The following is a 22,536-nucleotide window of genomic DNA, read 5'->3' as shown; positions in this document are numbered from 1 at the left end:
TACGAAACACGCGATAACGCTGTGACCTGCATAGACACGTCACATTTCGGCGGTGTTTCGTAATTTTGCGGTATTTCGACCCAAACCTTTTAAGAGAGAGACACAGACACGCATTGCAGGCACATGTCTACGACACAGAGCGTCCTCGTTGAGGGCACGCTGCAGGGGTTGTAGCTATGTGACACGGCCGGGATACTGCCACGCTGCAACACGTCCGTGGCGCGCCGTTGTGTGACACGCAACACAGGTGTTGTGTGTTCGTTTCGTAGTTTTGACCTCGTTTCGTAATTTGCCGATCAAAATACGAAAAAATTACGAAACGCTCTACCTGCGGTTTCGTGATTTCCGCAAACGAAAAGAACAAAACTACGAAACACGCGATAACGCTGTGACCTGCATAGACACGTCACATTTCGGCGGTGTTTCGTAATTTTGCGGTATTTCGACCCAAACCTTTTAAGAGAGAGACACAGACACGCATTGCAGGCACATGTCTACGACACAGAGCGTCCTCGTTGAGGGCACGCTGCAGGGGTTGCAGCTATGTGACACGGGACACAATCGCAATCAAGGTGTCTCTTCTTATTTAGATTTTCTTCAAAAAGTGGAAAAATTACGAAACGAAAACCATTTACGCTGCTCAACGTATGTTTTTGTGTTTCGTAGTTTTGTTCTTTTCGTTTACGAGATTACGAAATGACCCGCAAATACCTACCGTGACCTGCGGTGATGTGTTTCGTATTTTTCTGCGTAATTTCACGTCGCCCGAAGCAGACACCCTGCCGTGTGCTTGCTGCAGGGCTGCGGCCGTCCCTCCATGTGGAGCGTCAGTGTCGATGCTGTAACTTAAACGTACATACATTTGTGGCGCTCTCGTTACGTGTCTGTGCATTGCCGAGCTCTTTACTGTTGTGTGTGGGCGCGCAGCCGTAGTGTCCGTGCCACTCCGAGTAGGGCGCGTCGTACCCCAAACCCATGTTCAATTAAATTCCAATCCAGAGAGGTCTTGCACTGTTGCGGTGCGGTTGTCTTCTTTCTCACCGTATTGGACCCTGCGAAATTAATTGGATACGATAGGCCCATGTTGATTTCAGGTTCCGTTTTCATGCGGCCGCTCACCAGCCGCTAAGGCGGTTTTCTCCCTCCCGCAGGTTAGAAACCGCTCCGGTCCTTTAGCCGGGCGGCCATTTGCCATGCCCGGCTCCGTTTCAACTCCACGGAGCACACCTGATGTCTACATACGGATACGGCCGTCACGAACATGGCCAAAATTTTCTCACAGACCACAAGATCATCAACTCCATCGTCGATCTTGTAAAACAAACCTCCGGCCCCATCATTGAGATCGGGCCAGGAAGCGGTGCCCTCACTCACCCGATATCCCACTTGGGGAGGGCAATAACGGCAGTTGAGGTAGACGCAAAACTAGCTGCCAAACTCACAAAAAAGACCGCCTCGGCGTCGGTCGAAGTGGTCCATGATGATTTCCTCAACTTCCCGTTACCCGCCACTCCCTGCGTCATTGTGGGAAACATTCCCTTTCACCTCACCACTGCCATTCTTCGAAAGTTGTTGCATGCGCCGGCATGGACTGCCGCTGTACTCCTCATGCAGTGGGAAGTCGCTCGCCGCCGGGCCGGGGTAGGTGCAAGCACGATGATGACAGCTCAGTGGTCCCCATGGTTCACGTTTCACCTTGGTTCCCGAGTACCAAGGTCTGCTTTCCGGCCACAGCCAAACGTTGACGGGGGGATCTTAGTGATCCGCCGGGTGGGTGACCCGAAGATCCCGATAGAGCAACGCAAAGCCTTTCAGGCGATGGTGCACACCGTTTTCACCGCCCGGGGACGCGGGATAGGGGAAATTCTCCGAAGGGCAGGGTTGTTTTCATCACGTTCAGAGACACAATCATGGTTGCGCTCGCGAGGAATCGACCCCGCAACCCTACCTCCCAGATTGCACACCAGCGACTGGATCGATCTCTTCCAGGTGACTGGTTCCTCTTCACCGCGCCATCGGCCCATTTCACAATCGGGAAGTAGTCAACGCCCTCCTCAACGGAAAAATCGAGGCCGGCGGCGGTAATCCCCCCACCACCAAAACCGAAATCCACCAGTAGTAGTGAACGACCCATGTTCGTCTACCGTGAGCCGCGTTATGGCAGTGACGTGTTCTCGTCGGGCACAGTCATAGTTCCCGGCGTTGCCAGCGACAGGGTTCTACACCCAGCAGCGGGACCGATCAAAATCACCCGCACGGGGAACGACCCTGCTGGTGGTTTCGATTTTGATGAAAGCGAGGAGACATAGCCCCTCGCCAACTCCCCGTAGCTGGCGAACAGTAGCTCCTGGCGCTGGCGCTCGTTGGTGAGTTTGCGTGCCACATCGAAAGCCTTATCGACTTCCCGGTCCAAGTTGTTGTGGGCCTTGAGCAGAATTGGGTCCATCGATAACGGGTTGTAGTGCTCCGCGAGTGACCGCTGGGGGTGCCGCTCGCGTGCCCGCAGCACCAACTGTCCAGCGTCGATGATTCGCTGCTGCGCCTTCTCATCTAGTTCACACAGAGCTGGTCCGCAGTTGTAGCTCCCGATGTACTCCGAAAAACGGAAAAAATAAATAGTGGGGATACATCAACCTTCCACTTTCCATTCTTCCGGCTCAGAGTATTGAGGGGTCTGGGACCGGGTCCGTAAACCCTTTATGTTTTTCGCGCACAGCGGTTTTTAGCGACGCACCCTATAGGTTTTCCGCAGAACCTATATGTGTTTCTGTGCACCCCCATATGTTGTCTGTTTCTAGCGGTATTTCGTTGTACTTTGCGCATCGAATAGTTATTTATCGACGACACTCCGTGGCAACGCCATCGGAGACCAAGATGATGCTGCGCTGGCCTTCCTTTGGCAGTTCGGCCGCGGCCTTGCGGAGGGACTCGCCGATGGGGGTGAAACCACGTGGCTGCAAGCCATCCATATGGGCGATCATTTTCTCAGAGTTACCGGCCTCGGGTGGTGTTACTACGGTGATGTCCTGGCAACCGGCCGCCTCATCTTCGGGCGCCTCACCGGTGTTGCCACCATAGGTGACAAGCCCCAGAGGGGCGTCATCCCCGGCTTCGGTGATGAAGGTGCGGGCAGCCTCCTTGGCGGCATCGATGCGGGTCTGCCCGCCGGCATCGTTGGTGATCATCGAGCCGGAGGAATCGAAAACCACCATGGTGGGAGCCATGTTGCTCGAAGAGGAACTGGAGGCATTCGTCTCTTCTTCAGCAGCGGCTACTGGGAGGAGACCTGATGCAACGGCAAGAGCGGTTGTTCCAAGAACAGCGATCAACGCCGTTAACAGGGGCGTTAGAGAGAAGCGTGACGTGTTATCCATGTGAGCCAAGCTACATTGAACGCCTGCGTGCCGCTTGCATTCGAAAAGGCGGTGGGGAATAACCCCCGAGCTACCTGCATGATTCTTTTTTAAAATCGCCCCCATGACAGCAGAAGATGACTTTTATGCCCTGAAGTATTCCTTCGACAGTGTCCCCACGCGCCCGATCATCGACTTTGAGGAAAGCTCCCGCCCAGATTCGCCTACCACCTCCAAGCTGTGCGGAACCCCGTACCTGCCAGAGCACGCGCCGTACCCCGAGTACGACGACGAGCCCGTGTTCTTCATTGCCCAGTTCAACTTCGCTGAGTTTGAACCGCTTCCCGGTTTCCCTACCTCCGGCCTCCTTCAGCTTTTCGTACCCGGTGAGTACGGATGGGGAATGGAACTTTGTAACAAGTATGTGGCGACAGGTGAACGCACTTCCACGCCCTTCGCTCGATACCTCGAAGATCTTTCCGCCCCACACGTAGGCGAGGTGCCGGAGGAAGTAGAGGATTCAGGAGAGCACCCAGCGGAGGAACCGCTGGAGGCTACGACTATCGACGGGAAGCTGAGCGAGCTGAGCGTTATCGAAAACGCGCACGAGTTCGGCCGCACCGCCTTCTGGAACAATGATCTCCGTGCCCTCCTGCGGCGCGGCGAGGACCTGGTGGATGTTCACACATACGGCTGGGACATTATCACGCGGCGCGTTATCGACGGGGAAACCACAATCGAGGCGACCAAGCTCCCCGGCGATACCAAGGACGGCCAGAAGGAAATGTTCGATGAGATTGTGGCCCGCGTTGAAGCCGAGGGGTTCAGCGTTGATCCCACCGCTGAGGAATCAGAGGAGCGCGTAAACCTCGAGGACGGGCAGTGCGAGGTTCGCCTCGGCGGCTACGCCACCTACTGGAACCCCAGCAAGCTGCCTATCGGCGATGAGCACATCACACTCGCGACGGTGGATAATGGTGGCACCTTCGAATGGGGTGATGGAGGAATCGGAAACTTCTACATCCACCCGGAGGATCTCGCTGCGCGTAACTTCGACAAGGTTCTCTTCGACTGGGACTGCGGTTAAAGCGGCTGCTATCCCTATCACTCATCCAGCGCCCGCAGGTAAAACCACCAGATCAGTGCGCGCCGGGGAATATCGAGCAGCGGGCGCAGGAAGGTGAGGCGGGCGGGCTGGGAGGAGGCGTCGACAAGCAGCAGCGTGCGCCCATCCCGCAGGAGCTCCAGCGTAAAGGTTTCCTCGCCGCGCTCGATATGGCCGGGGAGGGTGCCGTACGTAAATCCACAACGTCCAGGCTCCTTGAACACCTTTACTACCCGGCAGCGAAACTCCCACGGCCCCAACCCGAGGCCGACCTCCGCGCCTTCTTCCACCGTGGCGTGGCTGGGGCGAACCCGAAAAAGACCGCTGCGCTGCAGGCGCCAGCGGAACAGTTTGTCTGCGGCGGTATCGAAATCGGCATCGATGACACGGGACATGTGGAGCTGCGGGAAGCCCTCGGTGGAGGAGTAGGACAGTGGCTCAGGCATGGGACTTAGCCTAGTCAAACGGCCCTTAGATGATGCTTGAGAAGAGTAAAATAGGGTGTATGCAGGAGAAACGACAACGGCTCATCGTGCCGGATCTCGCGCGTGGAACGGCCCTACTGGGCATCGCCATGGCGAATGCTGTGCAGAGCTGGGTAGTCAATGATTGGTCGATAGGTCCCAGCTCCACCGTGGGTGGTGTGCGCCCCGGCAGCACTTTAAACATTTTCTCCGCGGTATTTACGGCCATGGTTGTTCGGGTACGTGGCCTGCCCATGTTCTGCATGCTGTTGGGATTCGGCATTGGTCTCATTGCTGCCAGCCTGCACCGCAAGGGCTACACCGATACGGAATCCAGACGCATTCTGGTACGCCGCTACGGGCTGCTGGCGGTCTTTGGCCTGGCGCATGGCTTCGTGCTTTTCGACGGTGACATCATGCTGGTCTATGGCCTCATGGGCATCGCTTTGGCTTGGTGCTTTACGCTTTCGACGCGCATGCTGCGGCGCATTGCCTACTGGTTCTTTGGCGGCTATGCGGTTTTCGCCGGTTCGGGTGCATTGGGAGCCTATTGTGGTTACTTCAGTCCTCTGCCCAGTTCGCGGCCGATGACCAGGGAGCTTGTCACCTTCGGTGATTTCTTCGGCCGCAACGTGCGCGGTGAGATCGCTGCTTTGGGACAGATCCCCTTGATGTTTGTTGGGCTGACCGGTGTTTTCCTCATCGGGTACATCTGGGCGCGGGAGGGTGTGCTGGCCAGCGTTTCTGCGCACCGCCGCACCCTAGTCACCTGGGTTGTCATCGCAGGCGTGGTCATCGTCTTTGTGGGGCTTCCGTGGGGCCTTGCTGCCGCTGGTGTCCTGCCAATAGAACTGGAACCGGTCTTCTTCATGCTGAACCAAGCTTTCGGTTTTCTTACTGGGCCGGGCATTCTGGCTGTACTGGCACTGCTCACAGAGAACCTCAACAACCGTGTTCCCGGGTGGGCCTATGCTTTTGTAGCGCTGGGCAAGCGTTCAATGTCGGGCTACATTGCGCAGTCGATATTATTCATTGTCCTGGTTACCCCGGCTGGCTTCGGTCTGGGAGCGGATGCTTCGGTGAGTGGCAAGCTCGGAATCGGTCTGTTGGTCTTTGTCCTGACGCTGCTTCTTGCCGCTTTGCTTGAGGCTTGGGGCAAACCCGGCCCATTCGAGTGGGCGCATCGCCGGCTGGCATACGGTCCAACGGGCCGCATAGAGCCTAAATCAGCAGGTACACCGGCCTGACGATGGTTTAAGCGGCTGATTCCTCATGCAAGAGCCAGCCGCAGAGATCTTTTTGGGCGCGGACGACGCCTCCGGGGTAGCTTTCCTCGAGCTCCAGCTTGACGTTATCAAAAATGCGCTCTGAGATGAGCTCCGCGCGTTCTCTGCTCAGCTTCCCCCGCAGCTCATCGAGCGGCACCTTGAGCTCCGTATATGGGCTCGGCCGGAAGTACCATGACCGCATGTCGTCGGAATAGACGACGATAATCGTCTTCGTCATATGCGATTCCAGCACTACGTTCCCAAAGACCAGCGATGTCAGCTTCTTGGATTCCATGGCCGCGATTGTAGGCTGTCGTCGATGATTTAGCTGCTGAGACAAAAGAGAAGACCCAGAACCAAACCGTTCTGGGTCATCGGGAAACTAGTGATTAGCGGTGGAGGCGTGCGTTAAAGATGGCAAGGCCGGGACCGTGAATAGGCTCCACCTCAACAATTACCTTGTCCAGCCCGCTGATGTTGATGGGGCCAGAGTTTACTACCTGACCGGGCCTAACAACGTAAGACTTCGCGTATTCTGCGCGGTTCTTGCCGAGGTAGACCTTCACGATGGCGGAGTCGTTGCCCTCCCTGCGCTTGATGTTCTCATCCCAAGCAAGGCTAAAGGTCAGGGTGTTGTACTTGCCATTCAGATCGCCTCGTCCGACGTACGCTTCACTGTCCGATGTGGTGCGGGTACGGACCATGGTGTCGGAAATGGTTTGGCCATTGACCGTAATGCTGTTGACGTAGTCCATGTTCAGCAGGTACTGGCTCGAGTTTGGCTGAACAAGGTTCTCACTTGTCACTGATGGGCGCGGAGCCGGTTGGGTCGTGCTGCCGGGGCCAGAGTGCGAGCTGCCAGCACCGTTAACGGCACCGGCGATGATGGCGATGATGGTGATAATGGCACCAATAATCTGCGGCAGGGTTTGCTCAAGCCTGTAAAGATGAATCATGAGAGCTCCTTGAGAGAGAAGAGAATCGCCAGTATGTGGCAGATTTATAATGCCTCCTGTGTGATTGCTGTGCAATAGCTTGGGAGATCAACTTTAAAAGTTTGTTACGTGAGGGGCGTGAGTTGCATGATTTGCGGCCAGTTACGTTGAAAGGTCTATTTTCTAATCCCCCCCGGGGGTGGGCTTTAGGCGGCGGAGACCGGCTGGATTGAGAGGTAATTCGCATCGCTGGCGCAGCCTTCGAGGCCTTCGACGCGGATGAAAGCGCTGGCGGTTTCGCCGGGTGGGTACACGCGCAAGCCGTCGGCAGCCTGGGGTTGGCAGGAAGCCGGGTCGAGGACCCCAACGTTGGTCATCTTGAGGCCCGCGCGGGCCGACTGGCCGGGCTGAAGCGTGACGGTTGTTGCTTCCTTGCCGGTTTCGCGCACAGCGGCGGCGCCAAGCTGGGTGCCGTCATCGTTGGTGACGGCGGAAACACCGGGGAAGCCGTGCAAAGTGCAGGGTTCGGAAGACGTATTGGTGAAGGTGATATCCGCCAAATGCGAACCGGCAGCGCCTTGCTCATCGGCTAAGCCGATATCAAGCTGGGCCGTTGCGCAGGATTCGTTGCCAGCTGCGGCCGGGTCGGTGTTCTGAGTGGATTCAGCGTCGTCGCCTGCCGCAGGTTGGGAGTCCTCTGGGGCCGGAGCATCGGCCTCGGGCGATTGCGGAGCCACGGGTGCTGGAGCCCCGGATTCGGCGTCGGCGGCCTGGGTGGTTGTAGGGGAGACGTCGGAAAGCGTGGCGTCGGTGCTGTCATCGGTGGCGCAGCCGGCCAGTGCAAGGGCAAGAGAACCGGCGGCGAGGACGGGGAGTAGTCGCTGCGTAGTCATGGGGTGGAGTCTAAAACTTGGGAGGCTAGAGTTCCTGCAAGGCGGGGAATACCCTCTCCTTGAGTAACGGGGCGACATCGACATCCGGGGCAGCGGGATCGACCCACGCCAGCTCAGCGATCTCCTTATCCGGGTGTGCCACGGAGATTTCTTCTTCGTAGACATAGACGTGTGCGTGGATAGTTTGTGGGGCGTCGTTGGCGGCCGGGGAGATGTAGGTAGCAAGCCGGCGCAGTTTGGACATATCGACCACGGCACGTATGGCCTCGTGAGCGATGAGCTGGGCTGCGTGGGCGGGATTGATCGTGTCATCGATGGAGCCATACGGCAGGACAAACTCCGGGGTGGAGGTGATGCGGAGGACTAGCACGCGGCCGTGGGTATCACGTAGGACAACGGCGACAATTTCCTCAATGTCTGCAGCGGGTGAAGGAGAATTGGAGGTCTCAGACATGCCTCCATAGTAGGGCCGCGCCGGGGCGGGGAGGCGGTGAAAGAAGAGAGGGGGCACCCGAAAACTGTCAGTAATGTAACGGGTTGGACACAGTCTCACACGTTAGAAACGGCCGCTTCGATGCGCGTGCCATCATGGGTAGGTCTTATAGACCAATACGAGAAGAAGTGAAAGAGGAATTGCTCAATGCGAAAAATTCCGCACCTTAAGAAAGTCCTCGTGGGCTCGGCTTTCGCAGGTGCGTTCTTCCTGGGTAACCCAGCGGCGGGTGCCCAGGAGCTCCCCACCATCCCGGAGATCGATTCGGCTGGTTTTGTTGACCAAGTGCGCGCGGACCTGAAGTCCGTAGGCATCGAGACCAAGCCAGTGGACGCAGCGCTGACCGACGCCGTCGACACCGCCGTCAACGGGGCTGCCGCAGCGGCATCGAAGGATGTGAACAAGGCGGTCGAAGGAGCCGTGAATTCTCCTGCGGCGCAGCGCGTCGCGGAGCAGGCGAACCTGCAGACGCAGCTGCCGGCCCCGTCCGAGCAGCAGGACTATGCCGGCGCTGATGCCATCACGGGTGAACCGCTGACGAACCCGACTCCCATCGGGTTGCTGGAGGAGGCCACGCAGCCGGAGTTCGTGCCCCAGGGTACTGATCCGAACTACGTGTGGAAGAACGACCTGTTCTCCAAGATTGCGGCCGGTAAACCGCACGCGGACTATGTTCTGCACCGGGTACCCGGCTCCTTCTACGATGCGCCCCAGATTCCCGAGGAATCTAATGTTGCGATGACTGAAGGCAAGTCGCTGTACGGCCCGGGTACCCCGCTGTACATCCGTGAGGACACCATGTGCACGCTGACGGCTGCCGGCACGGATGCTGAAGGCCGCAAGGTCGGGATTACTGCCGGTCACTGCGGCAACGTGGGTGATCCGGTGTCTTCGGCGGATTCCTGGCAGGTAGGTCCGACCGGTACCGTGGTGTCCAAGAACGCGCAGCTGGACTACTCGCTCATCGAGTTCGGCTCCCAGGCAGAGGTGACCCGCAGCTACAACGGTGTGACCGCGTACGGGATCGGTGGGGCCACCCAGCCGGGTGACATCACCTGCAAGCGCGGCGTGGCTACCGGCCGCACCTGTGGCATGACCTTCCAGCACAGCCAGAAAATCACCATCAACCAGGTGTGCGCCATGGTTGGAGATTCCGGTGCGCCGGTCTTCCACAATGGCCGCATTGTCGGATCGGTATCCCGCGGTCTGATTCCGGGGCTGCCGTCCTGCCGCACCCCGTGGCAGGGTGCACTGCACAACCCGACGGTCGTGTCCAACACCGATGCCATCATCGCGGACCTGAACCGCCGCGAGGGCGTGGGTTCCGGATTCACGATTCCGGAGAACTAGTTACTACTGAAGAAGGGGCCCTGCGGGCCCCTTCTTGTATTCGCGGTACGTTTTCGTAAATAAGGCGGAAAACTTGGGTTCTGAAGGGGCTTGTTTGCGAAAACGGTCACGGAGCCGCGGGCGCACGGCTGGAAATGTACGTTTCTAACATTTAAGGCCCCAGATCGTTAAAGATCTGGGGCCTTATTTGATCGAAATGACCTGCGGAGTGCGGTTCGCAGGTCGGCGCTAGGCTGCGGCACCGGCGTGCGGCGCCGCACGGCGCTAGGAGAGGGCGCTGAGGGCGGCGTCGTGAAGCTTGCCGTTGGAGGCCAAAGCCGAGCCGCCGTGGGGGCCGTCTTCGCCGCGGACGTTGGTGAAGCGGCCGCCCGCCTCGGTCACGAGGAGCGCCGGGGCCGCTAGGTCCCAGAGGGAGACCTCGGGCTCGGCGGCGATATCGACGGCGCCTTCGGCCACGAGGCAGTAGTTCCAGAAGTCGCCGTAGCCGCGCAGGCGCCAGACCTTGTCCGTGAATGAGATGAAAGCATCGCGGTGCGGGCGCCAGCCAGACAAGGAGCTCATGGCCAGGGAGGCATCTTCCAGTTTGGAGACCTCGGAAACGCGCAGGCGTTTCGGTTCGCCGCCGAAGACGCGGTAGGCGCCGCCGCCCTTGGCTGCGTACCAGCGGCGCCGCAGGGCAGGGGCGGAGACGACGGAGACGACCGGCTCGCCGTCTTCCAGTAGCGCGATGAGGGTGGCCCAGACGGGAACGCCGCGCACGAAATTCTTCGTGCCGTCGATAGGGTCGATAACCCACTGGCGGCCCTCGAAGCAGGCCTCGCCACCAAACTCTTCACCCAGCACCTCATCGCGCGGGCGGGAGCGCTTGAGCGCCTCACGGATGGCCTTTTCGCATGCCAGGTCCGCGTCAGAGACCGGGGTCATGTCCGGCTTTTCCTTGACGGACAGGTCGGCCGCCTCAAAACGGTGCATCGTAATGGCATCCGCATGGCCTGCCATCTCCAATGCCAAGCCGAGGTCTTCTTTGTATTTACCCACGGAGCCATTCCTCCATCTGATCAACTACCTGTTTATTACCCGCGATACACCATTCCACACCGCCGGCCTCAACCTTGCGCGCCGCGCCGCCCGCGGCCAGCACCAGCGCCTGGCCGGGGAACCAATCCCAATCCTTGACCGAGTGCTGCATCCACGCGCCCCACGTGCCATCCGCCACGCAGGAGAGATCCACGGAGCCCGCACCCAACATGCGCACGGTGGCGAAGTGCGGGGCTACTTTTTCCCAGGCGGAAGCGATTGCGGGATCCGTCATGGACGTAGGGTGCAGGTACGTTGACAAGCACAGCTTGTCGGCGGGGCTGTCGGTGAGCTTGGTGACGTCCTTGCCGTCCAAGCTGGTGGGGAAGTCACGGCCGCCGAACCAGGTATAACCCATAGCGGGGCGGTGGACGGCGCCGAGGATGACCCCTTCATCGTCGACAAGCGCGAGTGCGGAGCACCAATAATCGGAACCAGAGGCGAAGTTGTAGGTGCCGTCGACAGGGTCGATGACCCAGGTCCGGCCGGACTTCGATTCGCGGTTCGCACCCTCTTCGCCCACGATGCCGTCCTCGCCGCGCAGGGCTTCGAGCACACCGGCCACGAAGCGCTCGGCGGCGAAGTCGGCGTCGGTGACGACATCCGAGACGGAGGTCTTTTGCTCTATGCCTACTCCCTGCTCGCGCAGGCGCCAGGCCAGGCGGCCGGCGTTATAAACAAGCGCCTGGGCAAGGTGGGCGTCGGTATCGTCCGCGTGGGCGACGATGAAGGTCTTGATGATGGCATCGATCATCTCGGTGAGGCTTGGCTGGTCACTCATGCCGCCTATTGTCGCGCTAAACGCGGCCGATGGCTAATCAGAGAGAAAGAATAAGTAGAGTAGGGGGCTATGCGTCCGGAACAAACAGCACGACTTGAGGAACTCAGCGCCACCTTGACCTCCATTGAAAAGGTGATGGACCCGGAGGCGGTGTCCGAGCGCGTGCGCGAGCTCGAGGCCCAGGCGGGGGACCCGTCGCTGTGGGATGACCCCGACCATGCTCAGAAGGTGACCTCGGAGCTGTCGGCGCAGCAGGCAAAGCTGCGCAAGTTACAGTCCCTGCGCGGGCGGATTGAGGATCTGCCGGTGATGGCGGAGCTGGCGGAAGAAGAGGGCGATGAGGCCTCCCAGGAACTCGTCGACACAGAGTTGAAGGAGCTTGGCGCCGCCATCGAATCGCTCGAGGTGACCACCATGCTCTCTGGCGAGTACGACCAGCGCGAAGCGGTGATTAACATCCGCTCCGGTGCCGGTGGTGTGGATGCCGCGGACTGGGCGGAGATGCTCATGCGCATGTACACGCGCTGGGCGGAAAAGCACGGCCACAAAGTCGATGTCTACGACATTTCCTATGCCGAGGAGGCTGGTATTAAGTCCGCGACCTTCGTGGTGCATGGCGAATACATGTATGGCCAGCTCTCCGTGGAGCAGGGCGCGCACCGCCTCGTGCGCATCTCGCCTTTTGATAACCAAGCCCGCCGCCAGACCTCCTTCGCTGAGGTCGAGGTGCTGCCGGTGGTGGAGCAGACCGACTCCATCGAGGTGCCGGATTCAGAGGTGCGCGTGGACGTCTACCGCTCTTCGGGCCCCGGTGGTCAGTCGGTGAACACGACGGATTCGGCGGTGCGCCTGACACACATCCCGACCGGCATCGTGGTGACCTGTCAGAATGAGAAGTCCCAGATCCAGAACAAGGCCTCTGCCATGCGCGTGCTGCAGGCGAAGCTGCTGGAGCGCAAGCGCCAGGAGGAGCGCGCGGAGCTCGATGCACTGGGCGCGGGTGGCAATGCCTCCTGGGGCAACCAGATGCGTTCCTATGTGCTGCATCCGTACCAGATGGTCAAGGATCTGCGCACTAACTATGAGGTAGGAGACCCTTCCAAGGTATTGGATGGGGATATCGATGGCTTCCTGGAATCCGGGATCCGGTGGCGCATGGCGCAGCAGGAGCCCTAGGCCCGAGTAACAAATGTTGCTAATGTGGCTTAAGTGATCACTTTCGAGAATGTGTCCAAGGTCTATTCGACCTCCACTAGGCCCGCACTGGACAAGGTGTCCTTTGAGATAGAAGACGGAGAATTCGTCTTCCTCATTGGTCCCTCCGGCTCCGGTAAGTCGACCTTCCTCCAGCTCATGGTGCGCGAGACCAATGTCAGCTCGGGGGATATTTATTTCGGGGACTTCCACGTCAACACGCTGAAAGGCCGCGAGGTCAACCGCTTGCGCCAATCCATCGGCTATGTCTTTCAAGACTTCCGGCTTCTGCCCAAGCTCAATGTCTACGACAATGTCGCCTTTGCCCTCGAGGTCATCGGCAAACGCAAGGCGCGGATTGCCAAGCAAGTCCCCGAGGTCCTCGACATGGTCGGCCTGGGCGCCAAGCAGCACCGCATGCCGCATGAGCTCTCGGGCGGCGAGCAGCAGCGCGTGGCGATCGCGAGGGCCTTTGTCAACCGTCCCAAGCTGCTGCTTGCCGACGAACCGACGGGCAACCTTGATCCCTCCACTGCTGCGGAGATCATGTCGCTGCTTACCAAGATCAACCGTCGCGGGACGACGATCGTGATGTCGACGCACAACGCGCGCGCGGTCAACGAGGCCCGCCAGCGCGTCATTGAGCTACACAACGGCACGCTCGTGCGCGATGAGAAGAATGCGATGTATGGGGAGGCGGTTTAGGTGAATCTGGGCTTTGTTTTTAGAGAGGCTTTCAAGGGGCTTGGGCGCAATATCACCATGACCATCGCCATGGTGATTACCACGGCCATTTCGGTGGCCCTGGTGGTGGCCGGTGTTCTGGTGACCCAGATGACCAACGAGACCAAAGACATCTACCTCGAGCGCGTCGAGGTCATGGTCCAGCTCAACGAAGATATTTCCGCGAACGATCCGGAGTGCAAGGACTCTGCCTGCGCGGGGCTAAGGAAGAAGCTGGAAGCAGATGAGGATATTGAGTCTGTCAACTACCGCAACCGTGCGGATTCTTATGAGCGCTTCGTGGAGTTGTTCAAGGAAACCGATCCAGTCATGGTTGAGGAGACATCCCCGGATGCGCTGCCGGCGGCCTTCCATGTGCGGCTGAAGGATCCGACGGATACCGCGCCTATCGACGCCATCGCGTCCGACCCCGCCGTCAGCGACATCATCGATCAGCAGGAGGAGGTGCGCAGCGCCGCCGGCAACCTCGACGCCATCCGGAATGCCACCTTCGTCCTGGCAGCGGTCATGGCGCTGGCCGCCATCATGCTGATTGCGAACATGGTGCAGATCGCCGCCTATCAGCGCCAGCGAGAGACCGCGATCATGCGCATGGTCGGTGCCTCGCGGTGGATTACCCACGCGCCCTTCATCATGGAGGCGGTCCTTGGTTCCCTCGGCGGTGTCATCCTCGCCGGGGTCGGTGTCATCGTGGGAAAGAACACGGTGATCGATCCGGCACTGAAGGACTTGTACCACAATCAGCTTTTGGCCCCGGTGACCGCAGGCGACGTGTGGACGGCTCTGCCTATCGTGGGGCTCGTGGCAATCTTGTGCGCTGCACTGACCGCACAGGTGACCATGCGCGCCTATGTGCGGACATAGCCCAACAGGCCTGTTGTGGGTTGTGCCTGGCAGTAGCGTAATATAGTGCGAACTATGGCGAAGAAGGCAAAGAAGAAAAAGGCGGCCGTCGACAATAACTCGACCTTGGCCACCAACCGACGTGCCCGCCACGACTACACCATCCTCGACACCCTGGAATGCGGCATGGTGCTCGTGGGCACCGAAATTAAGTCGATGCGCGAAGGCAAAATCTCCTTGGCAGATGCCTTCGCCACCATTGACGACGGCGAGGTCTACATCCGCAACCTCCACATCCCGGAGTATTCCCAGGGTTCGTGGACGAATCACTCACCGAAGCGCACACGCAAGCTACTGTTGCACCGCAGGGAGATTGATAAGCTTATGGGCCAGGTGCGCGACGGCAATAAGACGCTGATCCCGCTCAAGGTGTACTTGAAGGACGGCCGCGCCAAGTGCGAGCTCGGCTTGGCCAAGGGTAAGCAGGACTATGACAAGCGCGAGGCGATTAAGCGCCGCGACCAGGATCGCGACATTACCCGCGAGCTGGGCCGCCGCGTCAAGGGGATTAACGCCTAACCTGGAAGCCATGATTTACACGGCTAAGGTGCATGACGTTATTCGGGAAGATGAGCAGCCGCGTGGGGCAGCGGTGCTCGTCGATAAGCTCTGGCCCCGTGGCGTGGCCAAGGAGCGTCTGTCCTATGACCACTGGTTCAAAAATGTCGCGCCCAGTCCAGGGTTGCGTAAGTGGTGGGGGCACGATGCTGACACCTTTGAGGAATTTGCACGGCGCTACCGCGCGGAGCTCGACGAGAACGACGGCGAGGAGTTGGCGCGCTTGCGCCAACTAGCAGAGGATGGTGACGTCACCCTTCTCTTCGCCGCCAAGGACCGCGAGGTCAACCACGCCACTGTGTTGAAGGCATGGTTAGAGGAAAGCTAGACGAATAGTCCCCAGATGGTTGCTCCCACGGCGATGAGGCCCGTGATGACGACGAAGACGTTGCTGGCACGGCCGCGGAATTGCTTGAGAGCGTCGATGCGGTGGATGGCATACATCGGTAGCAGGTAGAGAATCGAGGCGATGAAGGGGCCGCCGATGGCCTCAATGAGGCCCAGGATCGACGGATCGATGATGGCCACGATCCACGCACAGACAAAGATGATGCCGTGCATGATGGAATTGAGTTGTTTCTCCGAGAGCTTCTTGGTGGCGCGCGGAGCGGCGCTGCGCAGCAGGAAGTTGCCGCCCTCGGTAGCTCCCAAGACGTGGCCGAAGTAGGAGGAGATGATGGCAACCATCGCGATGATCGGGGAGAGGAATGCCAGGACCGGAACACCGGTGACGTTGGCCAGGTAGGACAGAACCGGCAGGTTTTGCTCGCGGGCCTCGGCGAGGCCGTCCGCACCAAGCGTGAGGGTGCAGGACCACACGAAGAACATGGTGAACACGGTGAGCAGAATGGCGGTCAGCGCCAGCGCGCGCGAGGCGTTCTCCGAGCTCTTCTCACGGCCGTGTGCGGCGACCATGGCCAAGGAGAACTGGGAAATCGCGGGGGAGTGGTTAAAGGAGAAGACCAGCACGGGGATGATGAGGGCGACAGCGCCGACGACGCGCCAATCATTGTTGCCCACCTCCATGAAGGAAGCGACGTCCCAGCGCGGGATGAGGTAGATGGATAACGCGCCCAGGCAGAAGATCAGCGGGTAGACCAAGAACTGCGTCACGGCGAGCACGATGCGTTGGCCAAAGGCGAAGACGATGGTCATGATGCCCACGAGGAGGAAAGCCAACAGCGGGCGTGAAATCGTGGGTCCATTTAATTGGTTGACGATGAAGCTGTTGACCGTATTGGTGATCGAAACGCCATAAATGAGGACGATGGGGAAGATGGCGCAGAAATAAATCACCGAAATGATAAAACCTGCGCTCTTGCCGAAATAGTCCGTGACCACTGCGGTGATGTCCTCGCCCTGGCGTGGTGACGCACAAATCATGCGGGCCAGACCGCGGTGGGAGAAGTATGTCATCGGCCCAATCAGAATCGTGGCCGCGAGGAGGGGCCAGAAGCCGAAGCTGCCCGCGTTGATGGGCAGGAAAAGGATGCCAGCGCCCACGGCGGTGCCGAAGAGCGAGATGGCCCATTCGGTGTTGCTGACTGGACGTTTAGTGTCTTCTGGGGAGCTAGTGGTTTCGGTATGTGTGCTCACTTTGCAGCCTTTAACAACGTAGGGGGATAGGACTCACACACCTTAACAGCGCTTAAGTAGATGTTAATCACAAGGGGGTGCTTATGAAAGCTATGCCTCACGTGGCCTGCGGCGGAGCTTGCGGGAATAGGGGCGGCTGCAGTAGCGTTGAACAGACCGTAGGGCGCAATAAAGACGCGTTCTGCGTAGCTTTCACAGCAATGTGTCACTGAGGGGTCGACTTGGTTTCGACTTCGTACATTGAGCCAGGGGAAGCGTGCCGGTGCAGGCTAGAGACCACCGTTAAGCGTCGTAGCAACCAATAAACGCAGAGAAGAACTCTCAGCGTGACTACGCCCTCGCTGCCTAATTACAGCGACGCGTGTCTGTCAGCCTAGGTTTGGTTCCTGACCTAGATCCTGGCATCGACTAAGGAACTTGCCTGACCGGTTTGTTGTTCGGCCGGTTGGGGACTTTGAGAGCAACTGGGCCCATCATCCGGAGCGAGTTTGCCCGAGCCGGAGGGCCGAGTAGAGATCCTGTGCAGACTGCGCACGGAGAAGCCCTGGCGAGGTGACGAAGGACCCGGGTTCAATTCCCGGCGGCTCCACAGATAGCATTTCCCCTGGTGAGCGTTCACCGGGGGATTTGCTGTATCTGTGCAGGTCATTGGCATGATACTGTGTTGCCACAGGTGGCCACGAGTTGCCACTAAATGACTCTGATTAGGGAAAGATTAGGGAATGAATAGGGAACGTTTCCCTAGTCCCTAGTCCCTCGTTGTGGAAGGTGTGGCAATGGCACGGAGGAAGGCTGAGCGCACGCGCCGGGCATTCGGCAAGGTGTCGGTTAAGTGCAAGCGCGTCTATGCGGAATACACCGGGCCGGATGGTGCGTTTCACCGCCCTGGGCATTCCTTCCCCTCAAATATTGATGCGGAAGGTTGGCTAGCGGAGGAATCCTTAGCTGAGGGAGGAACTAAACCCAGGGCGCTTCATTCTGAGTGGAACGATGAGCGGATCTCCAGTCTCCGGATCCTCGATCACCCGTGCCCGCAGATCAAAAGCCTGCTGCAGCAGCTCTGCGGTGATGATATCGGCGGGTGCGCCGGAAGCTATTACCTGGCCTTCCTTCATAACCACAAGGTAATCGGAGTAGCGCACCGCCAGGTTTAGATCGTGCAGCACCATTACTACGGTTCTTCCTAGTTTCTGACGCAGGCTATCGACAAGTTCGAGGATGTCCACGGAGGTAGCCAGGTCAAGGTAAGTGGTCGGCTCGTCTAGGAAGAGGATGTCGGTGTTTTGCGCTAGCACCATGGAGATCCACGCCCGCTGGCGCTGGCCGCCGGAAAGTTCATCCAACGTACGGCTGGCAAGATCCGCAGAACCGGTTTGCTTTAGGGCCTCGAAGACCGCGTCTTCGTCCGTGGAGGACCACTGGCGGAACCATGCCTGATGTGGGTGCCGCCCGCGGGCCACCAGATCGGAGACCAATAGCCCTTCTGGGGCCACGGGGGATTGGGGCAGCATGCCCAGTATGCGGGCGACGTCCTTGCGCTTCATGTCCGAGATATTCTGGCCATCCACGCTCACGGTTCCGGTATCAAGGTTGAGCAGGCCAGACATGGCGCGCAGCAAGGTTGATTTACCGCATCCGTTGGGCCCCACGATGGTGGTGATTTTGCCGGCTGGGAAAGTGGCGCTGAGATCCCGGATGATGGTGCGCTGGCCGTAGCCCACGGTGACCGAGGAAGCATCCACGCCACCGGCGGTATTCGGGTGGTCTGCGCTTGGCTGGGGGATGGGGGAGGTCATGCGTCTGTGCTCCTAGTGCGTTGAACGAGTAGGTAGATGAGGAAGACGCCGCCCAGTGCGGAGGTGACAATACCCACCGGAAGCTCCACCGGCAGGACAGCCTGGGTCACGATGTCCGCACCGAGCAGTAGCACTGCGCCGGTAAGAGCCGAGGCCGCAAGCGGTGGGCTGGGTACCCCGCACAGCCGTAGTGCTACTTGGGGTGCTACAAAGGCGATGAAACCGATGGGGCCGGCAGCAGAAACTGCTACTGCAGCTAGAGCTACGGCCAATGCCAACATCGCCACCTGCACGGCGTTGACGCGCTGGCCCAGCGCTCGGGCGAGGTCGGGCCCCAGAGTGGTGGCCAGTGCTTGGTAGGCGATCCAGGCCAGCAACGGGGCGCAGACAAGCACAAGGACAACCATGGGAATGGTGGTGCTCCACTCCGACTTGGCCAGGGATCCTGTGAGCCAGAACTGTGCTTGGCTTGCATCCCGCAGTTCCGCGCGGACCATGAGGAAATTGATGTAGGAACTCAGCAGCGCGGTGATGATAATGCCTACGAGCACGAGGCGGTAGGAATCAGCTTGGCGTCGCCAAGCCAATGCCCAGATCACCATGGCGCTAAGAATCGCACCCAGCAATGCGGCTAGGGGAATTCCGATTCCGGCAAGCCAGCCGGCGAATCCACTGCCGCCGGCGCCAAGGACGATGACCGTTACGGCCATGGCCGAGGCACCCGTAGTGATGCCGAGGATATCGGGGCTGGCCAGCGCGTTGCGGGTGACCGTTTGGGTGAGCGCACCGGAAAGCCCCAGCGCGCAGCCGACCGCGATGGCCGTGGCCACTCGGGGCATGCGCCACTCCAAGACCACGAGTTTTTCCACGCGGGATCCTTGCCCTTGGAAAATCACCTCTAGTACTCGGGGAACGGAAATAGGGTAGTCACCCAGCCCGATGGAAAGCGCGCCTAAAAAGACGGTGAGCGCCGCGGCGATGATGCATACCAGCACCACCCGTGGGCGCCAGAGGAACGAGATGGGCCCAGCCCGGAATGGTACCCCGCCCGGCATCTGCCACGAAGCGCTTTGTTTATCTTGTACGGCCTGCGCAGCCTTGTTTCGTCGCATCACAGCGTCATCACCTTCTTTCGGTAGATCAAGGCGATGAAGAACGGCGCGCCAACGAAGGCCAATACGATGCCCACTTGGAGCTCGCCGGGGCGCGCGATGAGGCGGCCCACTACGTCAGCACATAGCAACAGCGCCGCGCCGGCTAGCGCAGAGTACGGCAAAATCCACTTATAATCTGGGCCGGTAAGAGCCCGGACGATATGGGGCACTACCAGGCCAATGAAGCCTAGCGGGCCCGCTGCAGCCGTGGCCGCGCCAGCCAGCAAGGCGATGATGCCCATGCCGGCCAGCCTTGCGGCCGCGGTATTGATGCCGAGCCCTGCGGCCACGTCGTCGCCTAAGTTCAAAATATTCAACTGCGGGCCGGTAGCGAACGCCAGGATCAGTCCCACCACTATGAACGGCAGGATTCCTAGCGCGATGTTCATATCCCGGCCGGCGAGGGAGCCGACGGTCCAAAAGCGCATCCGGTCCAGGTTATTCTCATTGGTGAGTACGAAGGCGCTGGTGATGGCGCTTAAGACCGCCGACAATGCGGCGCCGCCCAGCACTAAGGTCAAGGGATCGACGGCTGCCTTGCCTGCGGAGGCGAGGCCGAAGACCAGTGCCGTGGCAGCGATAGCGCCGAGGAAGGCTATCACCGCGGTGGCCCACGGGGCGGTGATGCCAAATAGCGCGAAGCTGACTACAACGCTTAGCGCCGCGCCGGAACTGACACCCAGGATTCCCGGATCCGCCAGGGGATTGCGGGTGTGGCCTTGGATTAGAGCACCGGCGACTCCCAGTGCCGCCCCCACGATTATGGCCAGGATGGTGCGCGGCAGCCGCAGCTCAGCTACCACGCGTTGGTTGGTGGAAACTTCGTCCTGGGCACCGCGTGCGGCCGGCAGTTCCCGCAGCGCGGCCCACACGTCCTCCGCAGGAATGGAGCGGGCGCCATACAGCAAACTGCAGATAGTGCCAACGAGGACCAGCAAGAGCAGAGCTCCTAGGCCCAGGAGGCGGGTAGTGCGCACACTCATGGCGTGGCCTCCAATCGCTGCTGCCGCTTGCCGATGCCCCCACTCCCAGCCAATAGTGCCCAGCGAGCACCGGCGCTGCGGCGGGTTGCCTTGGAGAGCTTCGGCTCACAGGTAGCGATGAGAATCCCTGAGCCGCGGGGTGGAGACAGGTACCTAGCTACTCCCGCTGGGCGGGGAGAGGAGCTGCGCCCGAGGCGTGGCTCAGGCAGTTGCTGGGTGTGATTGTCAATCATGGACAAGCATATTACCGTTTTCATGTAAGGTAAGCCTTCATTTAATTAAAAGACTGTAAAAGTGAAGGGCTGCAAGTCATCGCAACTGGCCCTAGGCGCCCACTATTTAGGTGAAACTCTATGCGGCACCTTTTGTAGTGCCTGTCTCAAAGTTGAGTGTGCTGCATGTGCATCGCATAGGCGGTGCCTGGAAATCTTTTGGTGACCAGCGTAACATTGATTATTTAGGCAAGCCTAAGTTATCCTTTTAACGTGCGAGAATATGTCATTGTCTCCAACGATTGGGGAACTTGGTTGCCCCCCCCCATTTGGGTATAACCAACCAAATATTCTGACCTTTCCCCATTCGTGAACGGGCTAGGCCTTGCGCTGAGATCCGTCACCAGTAATAACGGAGAAAAATGACATTCAAGAAAATTCTTGTCGGTACTGCTACTGTGTTGGCTCTGGGCACCGCGGTGACGGCGTGTTCGACTGATGACCAATCCGAAAACTCTGCAGACTCCCAGGCGGTCAACGCCGAGCAAGGTGCATTCCCCACCACCATCGAGCATCGCTATGGTTCCACCGAAATCAAGGAAGCCCCGCAGCGCGTGGTCTCCCTAGGGTATACGGATCAGGACGCGCTGCTGGCGCTCGGAATCACGCCGGTTTCCGTGAAGTATTGGGATAGCATGACCCCAGACGGGCAGGCTGCGGGCAACTGGTCTAACGACAAGATCGAGGGCGATACTCCTCGAATCGACAAAGACACAGAGGTCAATGCGGAAGCTATCGCTAAGGACAAGCCAGATCTCATCGTTGCCGTGTACTCGGATATTGATGAAAATACATACAAGAAGCTGTCCGATATCGCCCCTGTCGTTGTGCAAAAGGGTGAATATAAAGAACTGCAGCAGCCATGGGACGTGACTACGGAAGAGATTGGACAAGCCGTAGGCAAGCCTAAAGAGGCAAAACATCAGGTGGAGCAGGTTAAAGCGAAGTTTGCAGACCTAAAGGACCGTCACCCAGAGTGGGCCGAGAAGGAACTCGGTGTGGCCACCGTCTCTGCCGACAGCCTGGCCGTCTTTGCTGAAGAAGATCCGCGCAGCCGCTTCTTTACCGAGCTGGGGTTCAAGATCAACCCCGCCTACGCGGCAATCACCAAGGATAAATTCTACGGCGAGGTCTCCAAGGAGAACGCTGATCAGGTTGATTCTGACGTACTGGTGTGGGATCAGTTGTCCTACGCTCCGACGCAGGACAAGGCTTCTGTTACCGAGGATCCAATCGTGAGCAAGCTACCCGCTGTGAAGGATGGGCACAGTGTCTACTTGGAAGGCGACCTAGAAAAAGCCTTTGGATGGCAAACAGTGCTGAGTCTGGACTACCTGCTGGATAAGATCGAGCAGCCGTTGGCGGACGCCACGAAGTAAAAGGACTCAATCGCTGAACCGTCCCCCGCGTTGAACTGCTCCCCATTAGTTGGACTGAGAAATCAGTTGCCAACAACTAGTGGGGAGCATTTTCTTTGAGAGCACGTAGTTCGCTGAGTGAAGTTCAGCGTGAGCAGTTAGTGGAGCTTTTCGAGCAGGGAATGGGTTGCCGAGCCGCTGCTCGTGTTGTCGGTGTCTCGAGAGACGCGGCTTAAGGGACATTTCGTGTGGATTTGCG

The 22,536-nt window shown here is 59.1% G+C and carries 24 protein-coding genes and 1 other RNA gene; 11 read left to right on the top strand and 14 right to left on the bottom strand.

Annotated elements, in window-relative coordinates:
• Nucleotides 1-1,230: 1,230 nt before the first annotated feature.
• Nucleotides 1,231-2,085, top strand: coding sequence for a 23S ribosomal RNA methyltransferase Erm (erm, locus tag HMPREF2635_RS03420; protein WP_016456425.1), 855 nt, complete (start codon nt 1,231-1,233; stop codon nt 2,083-2,085).
• A gap of 70 nt (nt 2,086-2,155) precedes the next feature.
• Here the strand turns inward: erm and HMPREF2635_RS13815 are convergent, their stop codons facing one another.
• Entirely contained in the window at nt 2,156-2,509 is a 354-nt protein-coding gene (locus HMPREF2635_RS13815) for a type IIL restriction-modification enzyme MmeI (protein ID WP_016423158.1), read from the bottom strand.
• Nucleotides 2,510-2,834: 325 nt separating this feature from the next.
• Nucleotides 2,835-3,374, bottom strand: a complete 540-nt coding sequence (locus tag HMPREF2635_RS03410) for a vWA domain-containing protein (RefSeq protein WP_246824843.1) — start codon at nt 3,372-3,374, stop codon at nt 2,835-2,837.
• A gap of 103 nt (nt 3,375-3,477) precedes the next feature.
• On the opposite strand from HMPREF2635_RS03410, the gene HMPREF2635_RS03405 reads away from it, so the two are divergent.
• Complete coding sequence (locus HMPREF2635_RS03405) at nt 3,478-4,440, top strand: YwqG family protein (RefSeq protein ID WP_070821267.1); 963 nt, start codon at nt 3,478-3,480, stop codon at nt 4,438-4,440.
• Between the two features lie 17 nt (nt 4,441-4,457).
• Here the strand turns inward: HMPREF2635_RS03405 and HMPREF2635_RS03400 are convergent, their stop codons facing one another.
• A complete protein-coding gene (locus HMPREF2635_RS03400; RefSeq protein ID WP_070512087.1) occupies nt 4,458-4,904 on the bottom strand; it encodes a DUF1990 domain-containing protein in 447 nt (148 codons plus the stop codon).
• 59 nt (nt 4,905-4,963) lie between these two features.
• Between HMPREF2635_RS03400 and HMPREF2635_RS03395 the strand changes: the two genes are divergently transcribed.
• Complete coding sequence (locus tag HMPREF2635_RS03395; protein WP_070547129.1) at nt 4,964-6,169, top strand: DUF418 domain-containing protein; 1,206 nt, start codon at nt 4,964-4,966, stop codon at nt 6,167-6,169.
• A 7-nt stretch (nt 6,170-6,176) separates the two neighbouring features.
• Here HMPREF2635_RS03395 and HMPREF2635_RS03390 read toward each other — a convergent pair whose 3' ends face one another.
• From HMPREF2635_RS03390 to HMPREF2635_RS03375, 4 genes are all read right to left on the bottom strand, one after another.
• Nucleotides 6,177-6,485 carry a hypothetical protein gene (locus HMPREF2635_RS03390; protein WP_070547130.1) on the bottom strand — a complete coding sequence of 103 codons (309 nt, stop codon included), beginning with the start codon at nt 6,483-6,485 and terminating at the stop codon, nt 6,177-6,179.
• A 94-nt stretch (nt 6,486-6,579) separates the two neighbouring features.
• Nucleotides 6,580-7,146 (bottom strand): hypothetical protein, encoded by a 567-nt coding sequence (locus tag HMPREF2635_RS03385; RefSeq protein ID WP_070547131.1) that lies wholly within the window; start codon nt 7,144-7,146, stop codon nt 6,580-6,582.
• Between the two features lie 185 nt (nt 7,147-7,331).
• On the bottom strand, nt 7,332-8,018 hold the full coding sequence (locus HMPREF2635_RS03380; protein ID WP_070821266.1) for a DUF4232 domain-containing protein: 687 nt from the start codon (nt 8,016-8,018) through the stop codon (nt 7,332-7,334).
• A gap of 25 nt (nt 8,019-8,043) precedes the next feature.
• Nucleotides 8,044-8,472, bottom strand: a complete 429-nt coding sequence (locus tag HMPREF2635_RS03375) for an NUDIX hydrolase (protein WP_070821265.1) — start codon at nt 8,470-8,472, stop codon at nt 8,044-8,046.
• A 186-nt stretch (nt 8,473-8,658) separates the two neighbouring features.
• Between HMPREF2635_RS03375 and HMPREF2635_RS03370 the strand changes: the two genes are divergently transcribed.
• Complete coding sequence (locus tag HMPREF2635_RS03370) at nt 8,659-9,861, top strand: S1 family peptidase (RefSeq protein WP_070680304.1); 1,203 nt, start codon at nt 8,659-8,661, stop codon at nt 9,859-9,861.
• 264 nt (nt 9,862-10,125) lie between these two features.
• Here HMPREF2635_RS03370 and hisN read toward each other — a convergent pair whose 3' ends face one another.
• Complete coding sequence (gene hisN, locus HMPREF2635_RS03365; protein WP_049156145.1) at nt 10,126-10,899, bottom strand: histidinol-phosphatase; 774 nt, start codon at nt 10,897-10,899, stop codon at nt 10,126-10,128.
• Nucleotides 10,892-11,719 (bottom strand): inositol monophosphatase family protein, encoded by an 828-nt coding sequence (locus HMPREF2635_RS03360; protein ID WP_049156149.1) that lies wholly within the window; start codon nt 11,717-11,719, stop codon nt 10,892-10,894. The genes hisN and HMPREF2635_RS03360 overlap by 8 nt, the downstream gene beginning before the upstream one ends.
• Nucleotides 11,720-11,788: 69 nt before the next feature.
• On the opposite strand from HMPREF2635_RS03360, the gene prfB reads away from it, so the two are divergent.
• The 5 genes from prfB to HMPREF2635_RS03335 are packed head-to-tail and all read left to right on the top strand — an operon-like array spanning nt 11,789 to nt 15,446.
• Complete coding sequence (prfB, locus tag HMPREF2635_RS03355) at nt 11,789-12,895, top strand: peptide chain release factor 2 (protein WP_070821264.1); 1,107 nt, start codon at nt 11,789-11,791, stop codon at nt 12,893-12,895.
• Between the two features lie 33 nt (nt 12,896-12,928).
• On the top strand, nt 12,929-13,618 hold the full coding sequence (gene ftsE, locus HMPREF2635_RS03350; protein WP_049156155.1) for a cell division ATP-binding protein FtsE: 690 nt from the start codon (nt 12,929-12,931) through the stop codon (nt 13,616-13,618).
• Nucleotides 13,619-14,521 (top strand): permease-like cell division protein FtsX, encoded by a 903-nt coding sequence (ftsX, locus tag HMPREF2635_RS03345; RefSeq protein ID WP_049156157.1) that lies wholly within the window; start codon nt 13,619-13,621, stop codon nt 14,519-14,521. It abuts the gene before it with no gap.
• A gap of 54 nt (nt 14,522-14,575) precedes the next feature.
• Nucleotides 14,576-15,079 carry an SsrA-binding protein SmpB gene (gene smpB, locus HMPREF2635_RS03340; protein WP_010189093.1) on the top strand — a complete coding sequence of 168 codons (504 nt, stop codon included), beginning with the start codon at nt 14,576-14,578 and terminating at the stop codon, nt 15,077-15,079.
• A 10-nt stretch (nt 15,080-15,089) separates the two neighbouring features.
• Nucleotides 15,090-15,446 carry a DUF488 domain-containing protein gene (locus HMPREF2635_RS03335; RefSeq protein WP_049156159.1) on the top strand — a complete coding sequence of 119 codons (357 nt, stop codon included), beginning with the start codon at nt 15,090-15,092 and terminating at the stop codon, nt 15,444-15,446.
• On the opposite strand, the gene HMPREF2635_RS03330 is transcribed toward HMPREF2635_RS03335, so the two are convergent.
• Nucleotides 15,443-16,714 (bottom strand): SLC5/6 family protein, encoded by a 1,272-nt coding sequence (locus HMPREF2635_RS03330; RefSeq protein WP_049156162.1) that lies wholly within the window; start codon nt 16,712-16,714, stop codon nt 15,443-15,445. The genes HMPREF2635_RS03335 and HMPREF2635_RS03330 overlap by 4 nt on opposite strands.
• A gap of 212 nt (nt 16,715-16,926) precedes the next feature.
• On the opposite strand from HMPREF2635_RS03330, the gene ssrA reads away from it, so the two are divergent.
• Nucleotides 16,927-17,306: a transfer-messenger RNA gene (gene ssrA, locus HMPREF2635_RS03325) on the top strand.
• A 349-nt stretch (nt 17,307-17,655) separates the two neighbouring features.
• On the opposite strand, the gene HMPREF2635_RS03320 is transcribed toward ssrA, so the two are convergent.
• The 4 genes from HMPREF2635_RS03320 to HMPREF2635_RS13235 are packed head-to-tail and all read right to left on the bottom strand — an operon-like array spanning nt 17,656 to nt 20,880.
• Nucleotides 17,656-18,510, bottom strand: coding sequence for an ABC transporter ATP-binding protein (locus HMPREF2635_RS03320; RefSeq protein WP_049156165.1), 855 nt, complete (start codon nt 18,508-18,510; stop codon nt 17,656-17,658).
• Nucleotides 18,507-19,622: a FecCD family ABC transporter permease gene (locus HMPREF2635_RS03315; protein WP_049156167.1), complete on the bottom strand. Its 1,116-nt coding sequence runs from the start codon at nt 19,620-19,622 to the stop codon at nt 18,507-18,509. Before HMPREF2635_RS03315 ends, HMPREF2635_RS03320 begins: the two co-directional genes overlap by 4 nt.
• Nucleotides 19,622-20,647, bottom strand: coding sequence for a FecCD family ABC transporter permease (locus HMPREF2635_RS03310; RefSeq protein ID WP_049156169.1), 1,026 nt, complete (start codon nt 20,645-20,647; stop codon nt 19,622-19,624). Before HMPREF2635_RS03310 ends, HMPREF2635_RS03315 begins: the two co-directional genes overlap by 1 nt.
• A complete protein-coding gene (locus tag HMPREF2635_RS13235; RefSeq protein WP_141745903.1) occupies nt 20,644-20,880 on the bottom strand; it encodes a hypothetical protein in 237 nt (78 codons plus the stop codon). Before HMPREF2635_RS13235 ends, HMPREF2635_RS03310 begins: the two co-directional genes overlap by 4 nt.
• A gap of 401 nt (nt 20,881-21,281) precedes the next feature.
• On the opposite strand from HMPREF2635_RS13235, the gene HMPREF2635_RS03305 reads away from it, so the two are divergent.
• A complete protein-coding gene (locus HMPREF2635_RS03305; protein ID WP_049156171.1) occupies nt 21,282-22,298 on the top strand; it encodes an iron-siderophore ABC transporter substrate-binding protein in 1,017 nt (338 codons plus the stop codon).
• Nucleotides 22,299-22,536: the final 238 nt, after the last annotated feature.

The organism is Corynebacterium sp. HMSC035E02 (assembly GCF_001836065.1).
Taxonomy (GTDB): Bacteria; Actinomycetota; Actinomycetes; order Mycobacteriales; family Mycobacteriaceae; genus Corynebacterium; species Corynebacterium hiratae.
The sequence above is the reverse complement of the archived record's forward strand: the minus strand, read 5'-3'. Positions and strand labels throughout refer to the sequence as shown.